Annotated in this window: 13 protein-coding genes; 12 read left to right on the top strand and 1 reads right to left on the bottom strand. The window is 42.1% G+C overall.

From position 1 onward, the window contains the following. Positions 1–292 precede the first annotated feature (292 nt). From AB4Z17_RS23235 to AB4Z17_RS23180, 12 genes are all read left to right on the top strand, one after another. A complete protein-coding gene (locus tag AB4Z17_RS23235) occupies positions 293–2,125 on the top strand; it encodes a UbiD family decarboxylase (RefSeq protein WP_441962321.1) in 1,833 nt (610 codons plus the stop codon). A 286-nt stretch (positions 2,126–2,411) separates the two neighbouring features. Next, complete coding sequence (locus AB4Z17_RS23230) at positions 2,412–3,389, top strand: ABC transporter permease (protein WP_441909478.1); 978 nt, start codon at positions 2,412–2,414, stop codon at positions 3,387–3,389. A gap of 67 nt (positions 3,390–3,456) precedes the next feature. Next, on the top strand, positions 3,457–4,317 hold the full coding sequence (locus tag AB4Z17_RS23225) for a carbohydrate ABC transporter permease (protein ID WP_076270966.1): 861 nt from the start codon (positions 3,457–3,459) through the stop codon (positions 4,315–4,317). A 72-nt stretch (positions 4,318–4,389) separates the two neighbouring features. After that, complete coding sequence (locus tag AB4Z17_RS23220; protein WP_441962319.1) at positions 4,390–6,084, top strand: ABC transporter substrate-binding protein; 1,695 nt, start codon at positions 4,390–4,392, stop codon at positions 6,082–6,084. Positions 6,085–6,283: 199 nt separating this feature from the next. Beyond that, positions 6,284–7,921, top strand: coding sequence for an extracellular solute-binding protein (locus AB4Z17_RS23215; protein ID WP_441962317.1), 1,638 nt, complete (start codon positions 6,284–6,286; stop codon positions 7,919–7,921). A gap of 32 nt (positions 7,922–7,953) precedes the next feature. Next, entirely contained in the window at positions 7,954–9,531 is a 1,578-nt protein-coding gene (locus tag AB4Z17_RS23210; protein WP_441909481.1) for a response regulator, read from the top strand. Between the two features lie 21 nt (positions 9,532–9,552). Beyond that, a complete protein-coding gene (locus AB4Z17_RS23205) occupies positions 9,553–11,397 on the top strand; it encodes a cache domain-containing sensor histidine kinase (RefSeq protein ID WP_441962315.1) in 1,845 nt (614 codons plus the stop codon). A gap of 182 nt (positions 11,398–11,579) precedes the next feature. After that, complete coding sequence (locus AB4Z17_RS23200) at positions 11,580–12,317, top strand: phytanoyl-CoA dioxygenase family protein (protein ID WP_441962313.1); 738 nt, start codon at positions 11,580–11,582, stop codon at positions 12,315–12,317. A 27-nt stretch (positions 12,318–12,344) separates the two neighbouring features. Further along, positions 12,345–13,151, top strand: a complete 807-nt coding sequence (locus AB4Z17_RS23195) for a sugar phosphate isomerase/epimerase family protein (protein ID WP_441962311.1) — start codon at positions 12,345–12,347, stop codon at positions 13,149–13,151. 23 nt (positions 13,152–13,174) lie between these two features. Continuing rightward, a complete protein-coding gene (locus AB4Z17_RS23190; protein ID WP_441962309.1) occupies positions 13,175–14,029 on the top strand; it encodes an AraC family transcriptional regulator in 855 nt (284 codons plus the stop codon). A 43-nt stretch (positions 14,030–14,072) separates the two neighbouring features. Further along, positions 14,073–14,669, top strand: a complete 597-nt coding sequence (locus AB4Z17_RS23185; RefSeq protein ID WP_441962307.1) for a YdcF family protein — start codon at positions 14,073–14,075, stop codon at positions 14,667–14,669. 375 nt (positions 14,670–15,044) lie between these two features. Beyond that, entirely contained in the window at positions 15,045–15,824 is a 780-nt protein-coding gene (locus AB4Z17_RS23180) for a squalene/phytoene synthase family protein (RefSeq protein ID WP_441962323.1), read from the top strand. Between the two features lie 52 nt (positions 15,825–15,876). Here AB4Z17_RS23180 and mprF read toward each other — a convergent pair whose 3' ends face one another. Next, positions 15,877–18,525, bottom strand: a complete 2,649-nt coding sequence (mprF, locus tag AB4Z17_RS23175; RefSeq protein WP_441962305.1) for a bifunctional lysylphosphatidylglycerol flippase/synthetase MprF — start codon at positions 18,523–18,525, stop codon at positions 15,877–15,879. Between the last annotated feature and the right edge of the window lie 74 nt (positions 18,526–18,599).

Here is an 18,599-nt window from a genome sequence, read left to right as displayed (position 1 = left end):
GGCCTGTACTCTATACTGCAAAAAGCGAATTGTAAGGCAAGGGAGGCGCGTATCAACGGCTGCCTGCCTATACTTTTATAGTAGAGTAAGTATATAATCAATACTATAAACTTCGTTAATAAGATGATAAAAATACGCCATTTATGGCGTATTTTTGTTATTTGCTAATGCTTGGCTGCATATAACACTTGGTTTTTGATCGCGTTTGACAATAGGCAACAATATGAATTAATTTTAATAAAAAGAGCGTGAGTTTTGATCACCCTATCAGGCTGAGATTGGAGAATTTCTAATGTATCGCAATTTAGAAGAATGTGTTATTGATTTAGAGAAAAACGGACATTTGGTTCGTATAAAAGAAGAAGTAGATCCGTATCTTGAGATGGCTGCTATCCATATGAAAGTTTATGAGGCTGGCGGTCCAGCGCTGCTATTCGAAAATGTAAAAGGCTCTAAATTCCGGGCAGTTTCTAATTTGTTCGGAACGGTAGAGCGCAGCAAATTCATATTCCGCAACACTTGGGAATCGGTGCAAAGTGTGATGGAGCTGCGCAATGATCCCATGAAGGCATTAAAAAATCCGTTTAAGCATGTCAGAACCGGTATGGCCGCTTGGAAAGCTCTTCCGGTTAAGAAGTCGGGCAGTCTGCCAGTAACCGCGCAGGAAATACAAATTTCGGATTTGCCGCTTATTCAAAGCTGGCCAATGGATGGCGGTGCATTTGTAACCCTGCCTCAAGTCTACACGGAAGATCCGGACAAGCCAGGAATAATGAATTCAAATTTGGGTATGTATCGTGTACAGCTGAGCGGCAATGATTATGAAATGAACAAAGAAATTGGCGTGCATTATCAGATTCATCGCGGCATCGGCGTGCATCAAGATAAAACGAATAAAAAGGGTATCCCTTTAAAAGTAAGCTGTTTTGTAGGCGGCCCTCCAGCACATACGCTGGCAGCTGTTATGCCGCTGCCGGAAGGGCTGACAGAGATGACTGTTGCCGGAATGCTGTCAGGACACCGTTTCCGCTACAGTTATTTGGAGGGGTTCTGTATTAGCAACGATGCGGATTTTGTTATAACCGGAGAAATTCATCAAGGCGAGACGAAACCTGAGGGACCATTTGGTGATCATTTGGGGTATTACAGTCTTACTCATCCTTTCCCTGTCATGAAAGTTCATAAAGTGTACGCGAAGCCGGGAGCGATTTGGCCATTTACTGTTGTTGGCCGTCCGCCGCAGGAGGATACTGCGTTTGGAGAGCTCATTCATGAGTTGACAGGTGATGCGATTAGACAAGAAATTCCTGGTGTAAAGGAAGTGCATGCAGTAGATGCAGCGGGTGTTCATCCTCTGCTTTTTGCAATAGGCAGCGAACGGTACACCCCGTATCAGCAAGTGAAACAGCCGGCAGAGCTGCTCACCATTGCTAATCGGATTTTGGGTACGGGACAACTGAGTTTGGCCAAATACCTTTTTATTACAGCTGAAGATCAAAGGCCGTTGGATTCACATGATGAAGTGGATTTTTTAACGTATATACTAGAACGTATCGATCTTAGCCGTGACATTCATTTCCATACAAATACGACGATTGATACACTCGATTATTCGGGTACGGGATTAAACAGCGGCAGTAAAGTAGTCATCGCAGCATATGGGGACAAAAAAAGAGACTTATGTACAGAAGTGCCCGATGTTTTCAAAGAAATAAGCGGATTTGAACATGCGCGTATGGTCATGCCGGGAGTTGTAGTCATCCAAGGCTCTACATTTTTGAGTTATGCCAGTGCTAAGCAGGAAATGCAATCGTTATGTGATGCTATACAAGAAAAGGGAGCTCTCTCTTCTTGCCCTATGATTATAGTAGGTGATGATAGTCATTTCATTAGCGAGACGATTAAAAACTTCCTATGGGTTACCTTTACGCGCAGCAATCCATCACACGATATGTATGGCGTGAATAGTCATTATGAGAACAAGCATTGGGCTTGCGACAATTTGATTATTGACGCTCGTATTAAACCGCATCAAGCACCGCCTTTAATTCCTGATCCTTCGGTTCTGAAGAGCATCGAGCGATTATTTGTTAAAGGGGCAAGCTTGGGTGGATTGAATCTATAAGCTTTACAATACATGACACGCCTTTTAAGGCGTGTTTTTTTTGTCATTTTAAGTCCATTTTTGAAACGATCCTCACCAATTTTGTTTGCAAAAATCAATATAATGATCGAATTTATCATAAAAGCCTGTGAAAGTATAAAAAATCGGGTTTTTATTATATAGTTTCAACATTTTTACAGGGTTAGAATGTAAATGAGCCTAATGAACGGCATTTGATGCTGAAGATGAAGGACGCTTCAGAGCTAATCTGCAAGATTTATATCAACTATATTATGGGAGGATGAGCATGTCGCAAGCAACAACGAAGGTAAAGTACACAGCGACTCCGCCGGAGAACAGCCCGAGAAAAAAAACCTTTTTCAACCGCCTGATGAAGCAAATGGATGTGCAATTGATGGTGTGGCCGGGTATATTGCTGATATTCGTATTTGCCTATATACCTATGTATGGTGTATTGACGGCGTTTATGGATTACAACCTTTTTACGGGATCGAGAATATTCGATAACCCTTGGGTGGGCTTTAAACATTTTGAAGCGTTCCTTACTGCACCTGATATCGTTACGGTCATGAGAAATACACTTGTGATAAGCCTTTTAAAGCTATTAATTGGATTTCCAGCACCGATTATATTGGCGCTGATGCTTAATGAAGTCAGGCATATGGTGTTTAAGAGAGTCGTACAAACGATTACATATCTACCGTACTTCATGTCATGGGTTATTGTAGGCGGCATGGTTATGGCGTTGCTTTCAACTGAAAACGGTAGCGTCAATATGCTGCTTGAAGGTGTTGGAGCGATAGATGAACCGGTCAACTTCCTGTCCCTAAAGGAATACTTCTGGGGCATACTGGTTTCGACCACGGTATGGAAGGAAATCGGCTTTGGCTCGATTATTTACCTTGCTGCAATCGCAGGTGTAGATCCGCATTTGTATGAAGCGGCAGATATTGATGGAGCCAGCAAGTTTAAGCAAATTTATCTCATAACGATACCAACGATTATGCCGGTTATTATCATCTTTATGATTCTAGCAATGGGGAATTTATTGAGTGCTGGTTTTGAAGATATTTTGATCCTTGCCCAGAATCCAATTCTAAGACCGGTGTCGGATGTTATTGATACTTATGTATATCGGGTCGGCCTGCAGAATGGGAAATTTTCTTACGGTGTTGCAGTTGGTTTATTTAGAGCGGTGATCAGCGTATTGCTCTTGACGGCGGCTAACTACCTAGCCCGTAGGTCCGGCAACGGCTTATGGTAGAACATTACTTCATAACTGGGGGCGAAATCAATTGACTTTCAAGCGTTTGAGCTATAACGACCGAGCTATGGTTGTATGCATATATGTATTCCTCATTTTGTTAGCTTTCTCCGCATTGTATCCGTTCTGGAATACACTCGTTGTATCGTTGAATGAAGGAACAGATACAGCCAAAGGCGGCATTACATTTTGGCCAAGGATGTTTACATTTGCAAATTATGAAATTGTTTTTCAAGATGACAAAATTTTAAATGCATTTTACATTTCCTTTAGCCGAACGATCATTGGAACCATATCAGCAACATTTTTGACTGCATTGCTCGCGTATGGCATGTCCAAAAACTATTTAATGGGTCGTGGCTATTATTCCTTTTATTTCATCTTTACGATGTACTTCGGCGGCGGGTTGATTCCAACTTTTCTATTGATTAAATCACTCGGTTTGATGAACAGTTTCCTCGTTTACATTATTCCCGGTCTAATCAGTGTATGGAATATGATCGTTTTCCGAACCTTCTTCAAAAGCTTGCCTGTGGGATTAGAAGAGTCGGCACAAATTGATGGCTGCAGCAACTGGGGAATCTTTTTCAAGATGGCGCTCCCGCTGTCCATGCCAGTGATCGCCACACTTGGTTTGTTTACGGCTATTGCGCATTGGAATGATTGGTTCGCGCCATCGATCTATGTTTCTAATCAAGATTTGCTGCCTATTCAAACGATATTGCGGAAAGTATTGAACTCTAATGTTCTAACGGATGCGATCGGAAATGACAGCATTGCTAGTGAGAAAATGGCATCGAAAGCCCTTACCTCCAAATCTCTTATTAGTGCAATGATTATGATTGTGTCTCTTCCCATTATCGCTGTATATCCTTTTCTTCAAAGATTTTTTATGAAGGGTGTTATGGTCGGATCTCTAAAAGAATAGCTTGTTGACCATCGGTTTAAGGCGAATGTCGCTTTGGACATATATATTAATCATGAGAGGGGTAAAATCAGCATGAAGAAAATGAAAAAGCCGCTGTTAGTGGTTGTCTCTGCGGTGTTTCTACTGGTAACTGTACTTGCAGGATGCAGCAATTCGGGGGGCAATGATCCAAAACCAACAGCAACAGATTCAGCAACGAACACTAATAAAGGGAGTGAGGCTACAGACGCTCCAGCAGATCAACCATGGGTATTTGGTTCTAGTCCGATAGAATTCTCGGCTTATACACACTATAGCTGGCAAGATTTCCCTGACACCATGGATGCGAACCCTTTTTGGAAATACCTGAAAGAAAATAAACAAGTAACGATCAAACCGATTCACGCAAAAGGCAACTCTGCACAGCTGATGCAGACCTTTATGGCTGATACTAGCCAAATGCCGGATCTCATTTATGGTAACCGCTATGATCCGGATATTGAAAGACTTATTGCAAATGATCAACTCGTAGCGCTTGATCCTTATCTTGATAAATATCCTAACCTGAAGAAATATCTTAATCCTAAATCCATGGAGCTGCTTCGTTCAGCAGATGGCAAGCTGTACAAATTCCCTAACTGGTACACAGAGAAACCAACAAGTACAGCTGGTTATGTAGTCAACAAAAAAGTTTATGCAGAGCTTGGATCTCCAGCACTTGAAACGATGGACGATTTGTATGCATATCTTCAAGCAGTAAAAGCAAAATACGGCGATAAAATCATTCCACTGGAACTAGATCGCGGTAGCGAAATTCAAGGCTTGGGCGTCATTTACGCAGGATTTGGAGAAAACAACCTTTACAAATCATTAAGCAGTGATGTTCAGGGCGTAATCAAAGACGATAAGCTCGTTTCATTCTTTACAGATCCTTCTTTCCGTGAGTCTCAAAAATACCTTGCAAAATTGTACCGTGAGAAGCTAATCGCACAAGATTGGTGGACACAAACAAGAGATGTCGTTGCAGAAAAAATCGTAACGGGTAAAGTAGCCGTTTATGCTGGATCAGGCGTTACTACGTTTGCTTCACGCGGAGATTCTGAGCTTAGAAAGGCAGATCCAGATGCTGGTTACTTCATGATTTGGCCTGTTCGCAAAGCTGGACTTGATAAGAACAAAATCTTTGCAGGTGGTTACGATGCTCTTGGTTGGAACGTTGTGACGATTACTAAACATGCAAAAGATCCAGAAAAAATCTTCGCAGCACTTGATTGGATGACAGGACCTGAAGGCATGACAATCTCATTCTTCGGACCTGAGGGCGGCAACTGGAAAGGTTTCGACGAAAACGAACAACCGATCTTCACTGAAAACTACAATGAAGAGGAAGTAACAGCAATTCAAGCTGCAAATGATGTTGTTCACATCGTAGGAAACGTATCGTACATCGACCCAGCAAAATTGAAATATGTTAATTCACTGCCATTAGAAAAACAAAACTGGGCAGCACGTTGGCAGAGAGATATTACTTGGCCGTCATCTAATGATACAACAGCGCTTACCAACATTAATATTGAGCCGGATTCTCCATACGGTGACACTAGAACACAAATCGTAGATCTTACTCTTGAAACTCTAGCTGCTTCAACGACTGCGAAGAGTGATGCAGATGTTGACAGAATCCTAGATGCAGCTGAAACGAAAGCTCAAGGGTATAAATACAAAGAGCTTCTAGAATGGCGTACTGAAAGATGGCATGCTAACAGAACTATTCTTGGAGAAAAATAAGGTTTAATAGTAAAAGAGATCATCCCAAGGGATCCATTTGGATCACTTGGGATATCTCTGTATTTTTGGTTATACTTAACTTTTATATATATAGCTTGCATTTATTTTGATATTATTAAAGGGAGATTTTTCAAAAAATGCTGCTCATATAAGGGGTGCTTGGTCAGTGTACGCGAAGAAAGAGAGGTTCCTGCGGTTCATGTTGGTCTATTTCATTGTCAGTATGCTTGTCGCCTGCAGTGGAGTAGACAGTAAACCAGTTCCAATAACTGAAGAGGGAACAACGCAAGATATACAAATAAATCTGCCTCCCAATCAGCTCTATGAACTAGGCAAAGAAAGGCTTGATATTTCCTTTTATGGTCACTACAGTTATTATTCGATGCCGCAGTGGGGCGCAGATCCCTCTTCGAAGTGGATTCAGGATAATCTTAACATTCACATCAAAGGAATCGACGTTGAAGGAAACGGAAAGCAGAAGCTTCGAAAGATGATTGCCAGCAAGCAGTTGCCGGATATCATTTGGGGTGATCGCGGTTATGATCTGGAACGTTTGCGTGAAGCGGGCTTACTCGTACCGCTCGATAACTATATAGATAAATATCCAAATTTAAAAAAATGGGCAGGCACTAAAATTTTAGATTTGCTTCGAGCACCAGATGGGCATATTTATTATTTTCCAAATTATTACACTAATAAACCGTACGGCAACGCGGGTTATGTTGTGAATAAACGAATATATCGGGAATTAGGTTCCCCTAAGCTATCTACGACAAATGAGCTTTATGATTACCTCAATAAAGTGAAAGCCAAATATCCTGATGTCGTACCTTTTGAAACAGGAATTGCCAGTGAGGGGCAAGGCATTGATCAATTATTTTCCGCCTTCAAGGAAGACAATTATAGCTTTACTCGCTACTACGCTGTAACGAGCGGAGATAAGATGACATCGATCTATAAAGATGAAGGGTTTCGCGAGTCGGCATTATTTGTAGCTAAGCTTGTGCGTGAGGGGCTAATTACCTCGGATGCTTGGACACAAACGGATGATCAGGTAAGTGAGAAGCTTATGAGCGGCAAAGTGGCGGTTTATGCCAGTGCGGACCCTATGCGTCAAGTGATGTTGGCGAATGCAGAGCTTGTAAGGAAAAATCCGGAGGATGGTTATATCTTTATCGATCCTATTTATAAGGAAGGGTTGGATCCGAATAAGATTTATCCTGGCACATACAATGTGCTTGGCTGGAATGTCTCTACGATAACGACAAGCGCAAAAAATCCAGAAGCGATATTCGCTATGCTGGATTGGATGACAGGGCCGGAAGGTTCTGCTGTTCAGATGTGGGGCCCGCCGGGGCCAAACGGGTACTGGGATGGCTTCAAAGAGGATGGAATAACGCCAAAATTTACGAGCAAATACACATTAGACCCGGATGGGCTGAGTGAAATACAAGCAATCTCTGGCGAGTTGATTTGGGTTGGCAACACCGTATATCTCGATCAAACCAAAAGCGATTATGAAAAAACATTGCCTGAGGACAAGCGAAACTGGTCTACATACTGGCAGCAAAAGGTAACTTGGGAATCTCAGGGGGATGCAACACCGTTTATCAATTTGCAGCCGACACCAAATTCTGACGAAGGCAGAATCTTTGCCCGGGTGAAAGAAATATGGTTAAGCGCGCGCTCATATGCGATGTACGGGCAAACGGATGAAGAGGTACTAGAGATTTTGGATTTAGCGCATAAGGATTCGATGGAATCAGGTTTTCAAGATTATTTAGATTTTATTACGTCGAAGTGGCAGGAAAACTTAAAAGTTTTAAATCAAGAGTAACGTAAATTTGTTAACTTGAAGGAGCTGCTCTTATGTATAAGGTATTGTTAGTCGATGACGAAGAACTCGATCTGGAAGGAATGAAACGGTTTATTCCTTGGTCTGAGCTTGGAATGGAAGTGAAGGGCAGCGTAAATAATGCATTATCAGCATGCGAAATAATAGATGAGCAGCCCATCGATATATTAGTCAGCGATGTTAATATGCCTTATATGTCAGGACTTGAGCTTGCCCGAATTGCACTCGAACGCAAGCCTAATATGCGTATTATATTCGTTAGCGGCTATCAGGAGTTCAGCTATGTACAGCAGGCGTTGTCTTTAAAGGCTTACAATTATGTACTAAAGCCAATGGATGACAATGAATTGGTGTCGTCTTTGTTAAAGGTGAAGCAGGATCTTGATGAGGAGAACAAGCAGCGTGAAGTGGAAGAGGCCTATCAACAAATGATTCCGATTGCCAAAAGCGACTTTTTGATTCATGTGTTGGAAGGATTGGAAACGACGGAGGGCGTTTCCATGTCTAAGCTGATTTTACACTACGGCTTTGATCAATTAAACTGGCCTATCCGTGTTGCGATTATGGAACTGGATAATCAGTCGTTGAGACAAACCGAGAACGCATCTTCACAGAGAGAATGGTCGCGAAGCTCTCTTCAAATTGTACATGAAACGATTCAAAAGATAGGGATCCTTCCATACTGCAAGCTGTCGTCTCAACGCATTGCTATATTACTGGAAGACAAAGCTATTGGTCAAACCGTCAAAACGTTATGCGATGCGCTTTCGCAGCATCTAACGGTATCGATAACAACCGGCCTCGGTGAAGCGGTTCATTCGATAGAACAGCTGCAAGTATCCTACCGACAAGCGATAGAAGCTGTTGAAGGCAAGATGTTTCTTGGAAAAGGGGATATCATCAAATATGAAGAGGTCAGAGCGGAACCAGGCATGCTGGACGCTCGGATTCTGGATACACGAATGAAAGCACTATTAAAGGCCATGGAAGGATATGAGCTTGTTCGGATTTACGACGAATTCGAGAACTTGTTTGCATCGGCTTCCAGTCTTCGCTCCAGATTTACTGTTCATCATATGACCAGCTACATTATATGGAAGCTGGATCAATATTTAAGTGAAATGAATGAGGATTTATTTGAACTGCTAGGCATTGATATTCACCATCTCGAAGTTTTAATGCAATTCGAAACGATTAATGATATACGTTCATGGCTTGTAAAGCTCTTATATGAAATTTCTGAACGCCTGCAGAAGAAAAACGTCATGAAAGACAGCAAGTTTATACGCAGCGTCACGAAGTCAATTAAGGAGAGGATGAGTGAAAATATTACCCTTAAAGATATGGCGCTGCAGTTTTCTTTCTCGCCTAGCTATATGGGGTTTTTAATAAAAGAAAAGTCAGGTCATACCTTCAATGAACTGCTCGTTCATTTGCGTATGGAGAAAGCATGTGAACTGCTCAATCAACCCGGGATAAAAATTTATGAAGTTGCCGATCAGGTTGGTTATCGTTATCTTCCCTATTTCAGCCGACAATTTAAGGAGAAGTTTGGCATGACGCCTATGGAATATCGGAAGAGAGAGAATTGATCATTAATGGGGGAGCTTTAGATGAAAATAGTCCGGGAGAATAGAAAGAGACTCGGATATATGCCGATCGGATACAAGCTTATGCTGTCCTATATGATTTTTATCGTTATTTTGGTCGTTGTCAATTTCTATGTGTCACATTCGATGTATGACTCTTCCATGCGTAAGCAGACGCGTATGAATATTGAAGGAACGATGGAGCAAATGCGCGACAACGTGAAATATAAACTAGATGATATTGTCCGAATATCGTCTACGCTCTATGATGATTATAATCTGGTTCAAAGCATTCGAGTTGATGAAATAGGCATTGCCAATTTAAATCGAATGAATCAGATCATTAGCCCAAAGCTAGAAAGCGCCTCGAAATCTATTGGGATGAATTTAAGGTTGTCTGTCTACTTTCATAATAAAACGGTGAACCAAATTTATGAGAATCGATGGAAGAAAGACAATGCTTCCGATAACGATGAGTCCAAAGAGCAAACCTATGATATTTATCATATGAGCCGCATTCAGGATAAGTTATGGTACAAATCCATTCCAAAAGAAGAATACGGCGTGACTATGGAGTGGAAACAGGTTGAAGAGGATGTACGAGATCATCGTATTTCAATGATACGACGTATCGTCGACACCGATAATCCATTGGAAGTTGAAGAGCTGGCTATTATGCGGTTTAGCGTTCAGATGAAGGAGCTGTTTAATAGCGTTGACTTCTCGAAGCTTGGCGACGGCAGCAAGCTGTCTGTCGTGGATTCTACGGGATACGTTATTTTTTCCTCTGGGCAGCTACCGGAAGGCTCAACCAGACCAGTTTCGAAAATAAACAAAAATGTATCGACAAATGAAAATAGCGATAAGCAAGAATACTTAAGAATAGAAGAGAAATTGCTCAATCAGAATTGGACATTAGTGGCGCAAGTTCCACTTACCATTATTGAGCAGGAAGCTGCGAAGGTACGGGCATTTATTATTTTTATCTGCGTACTAAGCTTTGTTTTGTTAACGTTTGCGGGTGTCTTTATTTCACGTTATTTCTCCAAACGAATTTTGAAATTTGTATCGGTGTTGAATGCTTTCCGCGAGGGGGATTTGCATAAGCGAATTGCTTACAGAGGGAAGGATGAATTCTCTCAAATTGCAACGGCGTTAAACGGAATGGGCGAGGATGTAGAGGCATTAATTAATAAGGTATATTTGACGCAGCTTCAGAAAAAAGAGGCTGAGCTGGAAATGCTGCAGCTTCAGATCAATCCGCATTTTTTATACAATACCCTTTCATCGATCAACCAGCTCGCAAAATTCGGGGAAAATGAAAAACTGCAAAAAATGGTGTTGGAGCTCGCGAAGTTTTATAGGCTTACGCTGAATTCAGGCCGTACGATGATCCCAATCGCAGCGGAGATGGAGCAGGCAAACGCATATGTAAGCATACAGAAGGTGAAGTACGGGAAACGTCTGGAAGTATTATTCGAGATTGATGAGAATATATGGCATTTTGAGACGGTGAAGCTTATTTTGCAGCCTTTCATTGAAAATACGCTTAAGCACGCATGGAGCGGAGATCGCATTCATATTCGGATTGTTACCTATATGGAAGAAAACACGGTGCATTATAAGATAATCGATGACGRGTTCGGCATGCCGCAGGAGCGAATTGATGAAATATTCAGCGGGCTAGATAAAGGAAACATTGGATATGGGATTCGAAATATCGATCAGAGAATCAAGCTTCACTATGGTTCAGAATATGGTGTTTCCATATTCAGTCGTATAGGTATTGGAACAACTGTCCATATAAGGATTCCAGCAAGGAAAAGGAATCTTATTGTTCAAGAATGCATTCCAAATATTGCAGGATAAACAACGAATAAGCCGCGTCCATTAGGATGCGGCTCTTTGCATATTAAATTTAATTTCTGGATAACCGAGCAGTTGGATCAGAAGATATGCATACTTTTGCCGATGGGATAAGAAGTAAGTTTGCTCCTGCTCCGTTATGATCAATTCATAGCAATACACCACTTTTATTGGAGGCGATATGGATGACGATATCTACATTGACGGAGCAAGAAGTGCAATTTTATAAGGAAAATGGTTACGCGCTGCATAAGAAACAGTTGTTTAGCGCAGATAAGATGACGGAGCTGACTAATATTTTTGAGGAGCAATGGGAGCTTGTAGGCCGGAAGCTGAACAGCGAGCTCGATACCCCGCATTTCCGTGATGAGCGACTACTTAAGTTTCTATTAAGCGATGAAGTGCTTGATCTGGTAGAGCCTTTAATTGGTCCTAACATTGGCTTGTGGTCTAGTCATTTCATCTGCAAAGAGCCGCTTATTGGCAAGCAAACGCCATGGCATGAAGACTCCGCGTATTGGAACGGACGACTTAGCCGATTTGATAACATTGTGACCGTATGGCTGGCTATAGACCGCAGCTCTAAGGAAAATGGCTGTATGCGCGTCATTCCGGGAACGCATAACAATGGTTTCTCGGAGTACGAGCAGGTGGATGGCAATGACAACATTTTTGATACGGAAATTCGCAATAAGGATGAGTCAAAGGCCGTTTATTTCGAGCTTGAGCCAGGCGAGTGCTCTGTGCATGATTCTCGCATCATACATGGTGCAGCTCCTAACAAAAGTGAATTCCGCCGCTGTGGTTATACGATGCGTTATTTCTCAACGGATGCGCAAGTCTATACTGAAAAGAACCGTGGTCATAAAATCTGGCTAGCGCGTGGAAAAGATTTAGCCGGCAATCCTTTTGTCAATGTATAATAGGCTTAACAAAAGGGGGGACAGGTATTGGAATTGAGACGAATAAAAGCGTTGTGGGGAATGCAGGGAAGCTATGAGGAGCTTTTGACATATGCAGCAGAAGCAGGTTATTTTGGAATAGAAGCGCCGCTGCCGCCTGCCTCTGAAGAAAAGTCCTTTAAAGCGGCATTGGAAACAAATAAGCTGGCCTTCATCGCGCAGGTAAGTACACATGATGACCATCTCGATAGCTTCGAGAAACAAGTCATGCGAGCAACGGATTTTAATCCGCTGTTTATTAACTCGCAAAGCGCTAGAGATAGCATGTCAGAAGCTGAGCAGGATCGTTTTTTTGAAGGAGCACTTACAATTGAGCAAAGGTCTGGTCTGCAGGTCGGGCATGAAACCCATCGCAGCCGAGCGATGTTTACACCCTGGACAACTGCAAGATTGCTGAAGCGTTTTCCTGACTTGCGCATCACTGCAGACTTCAGCCATTGGGTGAACGTATGTGAGTCGCATCTGGATAATCATTCGGATGAGCTTGCTCTTGCTATTGATCGCAGCATACATGTTCATGGCCGTGTTGGATTTCCACAGGGACCTCAAGTGCCACATCCTGGCGCGCCTGAATACGCATCGGAGCTTGTTTTATTTACAGGCTGGTGGCAGCGGATTTTTATGAAGCAAGCTGCGCAGGAAAGAACTTGGACAACATTTACAGCAGAGTTCGGTCCACCGAATTATATGCCGACGGTGCCCTTTACCAATAAGCCTATTGTTGATTTAATAGAAGTGAATCAATGGATGACCGATTATATGGCTGCCAAATATGCCGAATGGTTTGACCAATAAAAGTCTGATAGGGGGAAATCGTCATGAAGTATGAATTAACACCTGAGAGATTGCTTGGTAAAAACTTTTTGACCTTGTCATCCCCCTATAAGATTTTCAAACATGTGATCGATAACAAAATTGATGCCCATTGGCATGATTTTTTTGAAATGGGCTTTGTTGTGTCTGGCACAGGAACTCATGTTATAAACGGAGAGCCTTTTCCTTTAGAGAAAGGAATGACTTTTCTGCTGACAACGGCAGATTTCCATGAGATCATCCCAGATGAAGGACAAACGATTCATTTGTTTAATCTTATTTTTGATGAATCATTTATCCGCCCAGAGCTGACAGAAATGTTATTTGAACAGGTATCGCTCCATTTGCATACTTTTCATGACGAGAGTGCTAGTGAAATTGAAATGGAATTTACTCGGATTTGGAATGAATCACAGATGTGGCAGCTAGGCAGCAGCATGCTGGTGCAGGGAAGTTTCGAGAGAATACTCATCCATCTCTATAGAAATAACGGGCATCAGCGCTTGCTTGACGACTATGTAGCCATCAGCACAATCCCTTCTTCCATTAGAAAGTCGATCATCTATATACAACACCATTTTCGAGAGCCGCTTTCATTAGATGAAATAGCGAGATATGCTGGAATTTCAGCCAATTATTTTAGCGAATGCTTCAAAAAGCATACAGGTACATCATTTCAAGAGCATCTACAAGGAAAAAGGCTTCAGTTCGCCTCTGCATTGCTCAGCAGTTCAATCTTGCCGATAACGGAAGTATGTTATGCCGCGGGCTTTAATACATTGCCTAACTTTGAACGAGCGTTTAAAAAAAAGTATGAGAAATCACCTCGAGAGTTTCGGAGAAAATATATTCGGCCATAAAGGTGACCTATAAACCTATATGCCATGTTAGGAGGGTACAGCAGTGAGAAGGAGACTTATACAAGGCACAGCAATTGCTGTGCTTTTATGTTTTGTTTATATTCTCTATGCAGTATGGAGCATTATTTCGTTTGCAAAGGTGAATGAGCTCATTCACACAGATGCCGCAATTGTGCTTGGGGCAGCAGTCTGGGACGATAAACCGTCGACAGTTCTAGAGAACAGATTAAATCATGCCATTTGGCTTTATAACAATGGATACATAAAGAAAATTATCGTTACTGGAGGCACGGGTAAGGGAGATTCCTTGTCTGAAGCGGAAGTATCAAAACGATATGTTATGCAGTATAAGGTGCCGGGGGAGAATATTGTTCTTGAAGAGCATTCAAAAATCACGGAACAAAATTTAGCTAATGCCTATGCGATAGCACGACAACAACAAATCAATACCTTTACCATCGTCAGCGATCCTTTGCATATGAAGCGTGCTCTTGTTATGACTAGACACTTAGGGATGGATGCTTACTCTTCACCAACTCAGACGTCAGCCTACAAGAGTTTGGGTACTAAGCTTCCTTTTCTTTTAAGAGAAACGTTCTTCTTAACAGGTCATCAGCTGAAAATGTTATTTTTAAAGTAAGAATATAAGAAGCCGCTTATTATAAATAAACTGCTGTTTCACAGCTCATCTTTTTTGCAGCCCGAAAGTTAAACACTCAATATGATGAGTTTAACATTCGGGATTTTGTATTTTATTAAGGGTATCGTTTCAGGAAGTAAGGCTGCGTTTAAATGAAAGGAGAGGGAAATGTGTCATCCTAACTGAATAATTATGCCAAAAGCCTCCGATATTAAGGATACGATTACAGGTTCTTCCTAAATCAAGAAGGATAAACGCAGGAAATCACAGTTGCGGTGCACATCTAAATCCATGTATGGTATTATATTATTAACGATTAAAACAAGTTAAAAGTAAAGCTGCCATAATGAAGGAGTTTTTATTTTGAATGATGCGATGATCATGTTAAAGCAAACAAGTCGTACTTTTTATATTCCCATCAGCAGGTTGAAGTCAGGTTTAAAGGATGCAGTTGCATCCGCTTATTTGTGTATGAGAGCTATTGATGAAATTGAGGATCATGAAACGCTAGCAGATGAGGTGAAAGCAGAATTATTGCTTGGCATTCATGATGCGTTTAGTTCCGATGATGTGATTAATGAATCGCAAAAACTCCTTTCTCCTTATGCAGAAACACTGCCGGAAGTTACGATGAGAATTCATGAATGGGCGCTTTTATGTCCTCCGACGGTTACGAATGTCGTTTATAACCATACAGCGACAATGGCCAAGCAGATGGCTGATTGGGTTCATGAAGGCTGGGATATCCGAAYGGAAGAGGATCTGGATAATTATACTTATAGTGTTGCCGGTATGGTAGGGGAAATGTTGTCTGACATATGGTTCTGGCACGATGGCACGAAATCAGACCGAATCAAAGCAGTTGCTTTCGGAAGAGGCTTACAAGCCGTAAACATTCTGCGTAATCGCACAGAGGATCTTGAACGTGGCGTAGACTTTTTCCCTGAAGGCTGGGGACAGAAAGAAATGATTAAGTACACGCGCCGCAACCTGAAGTTGGCGGATTCGTATATATCTGATTTAAAAGGCGGTCCTGCGCTAGAGTTTTGCAAAATTCCGCTTACGCTGGCACATGCAACCATTAACCTCATTGCGGTTGGCGGTAACAAATTAACGCGAGACGCCGTTATGAAGCTTGTAGGCAGCATTAATTAGAGTTTGTTCTATAAATAAAAGCAAAGCCCATGGGATTCCATGGGCTTTGCTTTTATTTGTTTTTATTCGGGTGCCGTGAGATTAACCGTACCAGCTCGACTAGCAAGAGCGGTAATGATACTGTCGAAGGATACGCCAAATAGCGCGGCTCCCAATGAGGTGAGAACTTGTCTTTGTATCGCCGGAGGCCAACAAAGCCATACCAGCTTCCGCCATACTCGAAAAGAATGCGTGCCAGCTTCTCTTCTTTTATTGCGTTTTGGCTCTGGCCAACACTCGAAAGTGGAGCCATCCCCAAATTAAATTGCGCATATCCTTCTGTTTTTGCCCACTCCATAAGGCAAATAAACAATTGATCCATCGTTCCATTTGGGGTGGATTTTAAATAGCGCATTAAATCTACAGATAAGGTCGTACCGTCATAGGCAGGCGTCAAAGAAGCGAAAGCAATAATTTGATCATCTGAATTTTTTAATAGCGCAATGGGCGCGAGCTGCAAATAATCTTCATCAAACCATCCGAGAGAATAACCCTTCTCATGTTTTCCATCCAGCCATTGGTCAGAGATGAACGACAGTTTCTTTAACAACTGCTTATCATGAGGCGGATGTACGATTTCAAATTGAAAATTTTCACGTTCAAAGCGGTTTTTAACCGCCCGAAGACTGGCATTTTGTTTTCCGACTAGCGTGAAATTGTCCAGATGAACCAATGCTTCCTCACCCAGTTTAAAAAAGCGATAGCCGTTTTCGTGATAAAACGGTAAATAGTCAGGTGTCGTTTGATAAAATACGACCTCTACCGCAAACTGATCGGCAAATTGCTGAAACTGTTGAATCGCTTCGCTAATCATGCTTTTGGGACCTAAAGGATCACCGAGCACAACAAGTTTATTTCGAATTTTCGCATAGGGTATTAACACTTGATCCTTCATCGCCCAGAAGAAGCTCTTGTCACCGGTAAAGAGCATATGCGTCAATAAATTTCCTTGTTCCTTTTCAAGAAAAGCTTTTAATTTCAACTGCTCATCCTCGGCTGTTTCTAAAACGGCGAGCGGCGTAGGACGAAACATATAAAGCAAGGATAGGAAGAGCCAAGCAACCAAGAGACCAAATATCGCAGCTATCGTATGCTGGCTTGGATCTATCAGCCATGTGGTGTGAGCCTTTCTTGGCAGATATTTGAGAAATGCCGGATACGAATGGGAAGCGATGAGGTAATAACCATAGGTGATTAAGAGTGTAACAAGCCCCCAGCCCAGCACATTATAAATCCCTACGGGTATAGCCAGACGATAAAATCGATGTCTTGAAATCCATAACAGCAACGCGACAATGAGTAGAAATATAGCTTCCTCGTAATCAAACGCTTTGGCAAGTGCGAAGAAGGAACCGGCACAAAGCAGGAAGAGTGTCCAATAATAGGCTCGCTTCACTCGAAGTGAAATACCGCGAGACAGCATGATCAGCATAATGCCAATGACAATGCTTAATTGATGGGACAGCCTCATAATCTGAAACGAAACCAATTCTTCCGTAAAATGTATCCTGTAAAGTAAAGCGGGTGTCGCTGCGGACAGCAGCAATATGACCCCACTCGCAAATRCAAGCTTACCGAGTGACCATGCCCCAACCTCGCCGATAAATGCAAATTGTCCCGGCCAGCGCCAAACGCTTTGCCAAATATTTAATGCTCGATCCATGATGCCGCTATCAGACTGCTCCGTTCGTTTCCGGTTCATAGGAAACTCGAATGCTGCCATCATAAGGCCGATTAACCAAGGCACAAAATAATACAAAATTCTAAACAGAACAAGGATGACCGCGCATTTATCAGGTGGAAAGCCGAGCAGCTGTAAGCCTAATATAGCCGTTAAATCAAAACCACCGATACCGCCAGGCGCCATGCTTATAATGCCGGCTATTGCTGCTAACGTATAAATTCCAAGCGCATTTGTAAATGTAAGTTCTGGAATAAATGTTGCTCCAATAAGCCAGAAGGTCATACCAGCAAAAAACCATTCCAAAAAGGAAGAACCAACGGAAGCGGTCATAATGCGCCAAGTCAATTGTCCTCGATTCCGATTAATCCATTTGGAGAAAAGTGAAGTTCTTTGAAGCAGCACGAATAGCGGTAAATACAGTGCGATTGCCCACATCGCATAGGTGAGCCATGGATGAGCATTCAGCAATGCGTGAACAGGGAAAATGCCGATAATACACAGCCATGCTAGCAGCGATAGCCCTGTGAAAGTTATCGTCGAAAGAAAGGCAACAGAAGCAGCAATACTGCCAATGGGAACTTCTCGATTTCGATATAAAATTGATCGCAGCCCTGCTCCTGTAAGACCTGCAAAACCAATCAAATTGTTTGAGGTGTTTGCAATCCATCCATAACGAATCGTATCCCAAATCCCAATCTTTAAATGAAAATGCTTGCGAATCAACAAGTCATACGTACTCATGACAGAGACAGCGAGCATGGAGAAGCTGAGCAAAAGAAAAATCGTAAAGGGGTGCATGTGATGAAACTCATGGATCATTCTTCCCCAGTGGATCTCACGGAACTGTTTTTTTCCTTCGAAGTAAACAAAGGCGATAATAGCAACTGGCAGTAGAAAACGCAGTACTCTTGCACGGTATAGGATGGATACAAGCTTAATTAGATGCAGCTTGTAAGCTATCTCGCGAATCCATTTCATTAATATTCCCCTTATGTATGGTTTGTCCCTTGCTATTCATTATTTTGCCATGTGGGACACATAAAGTATAGCCT

It is taken from the genome of Paenibacillus sp. TAF43_2, from assembly GCF_052113545.1.
Lineage (GTDB): Bacteria > Bacillota > Bacilli > Paenibacillales > Paenibacillaceae > Pristimantibacillus.
Note: the sequence above shows the minus strand (reverse complement) of the source record. Positions and strands in the feature narration are given on the sequence as shown.

Excerpts from the sequence above, each read along its gene's own strand:
- AB4Z17_RS23235 (WP_441962321.1), top strand. The coding sequence starts at position 293 with ATGTATCGCAATTTAGAAGAATGTGTTATTGATTTAGAGAAAAACGGA.
- AB4Z17_RS23230 (WP_441909478.1), top strand. The coding sequence starts at position 2,412 with ATGTCGCAAGCAACAACGAAGGTAAAGTACACAGCGACTCCGCCGGAG.
- AB4Z17_RS23225 (WP_076270966.1), top strand. The coding sequence starts at position 3,457 with ATGGTTGTATGCATATATGTATTCCTCATTTTGTTAGCTTTCTCCGCA.
- AB4Z17_RS23220 (WP_441962319.1), top strand. The coding sequence starts at position 4,390 with ATGAAGAAAATGAAAAAGCCGCTGTTAGTGGTTGTCTCTGCGGTGTTT.
- AB4Z17_RS23215 (WP_441962317.1), top strand. The coding sequence starts at position 6,284 with ATGTTGGTCTATTTCATTGTCAGTATGCTTGTCGCCTGCAGTGGAGTA.
- AB4Z17_RS23210 (WP_441909481.1), top strand. The coding sequence starts at position 7,954 with ATGTATAAGGTATTGTTAGTCGATGACGAAGAACTCGATCTGGAAGGA.
- AB4Z17_RS23200 (WP_441962313.1), top strand. The coding sequence starts at position 11,580 with ATGACGATATCTACATTGACGGAGCAAGAAGTGCAATTTTATAAGGAA.
- AB4Z17_RS23190 (WP_441962309.1), top strand. The coding sequence starts at position 13,175 with ATGAAGTATGAATTAACACCTGAGAGATTGCTTGGTAAAAACTTTTTG.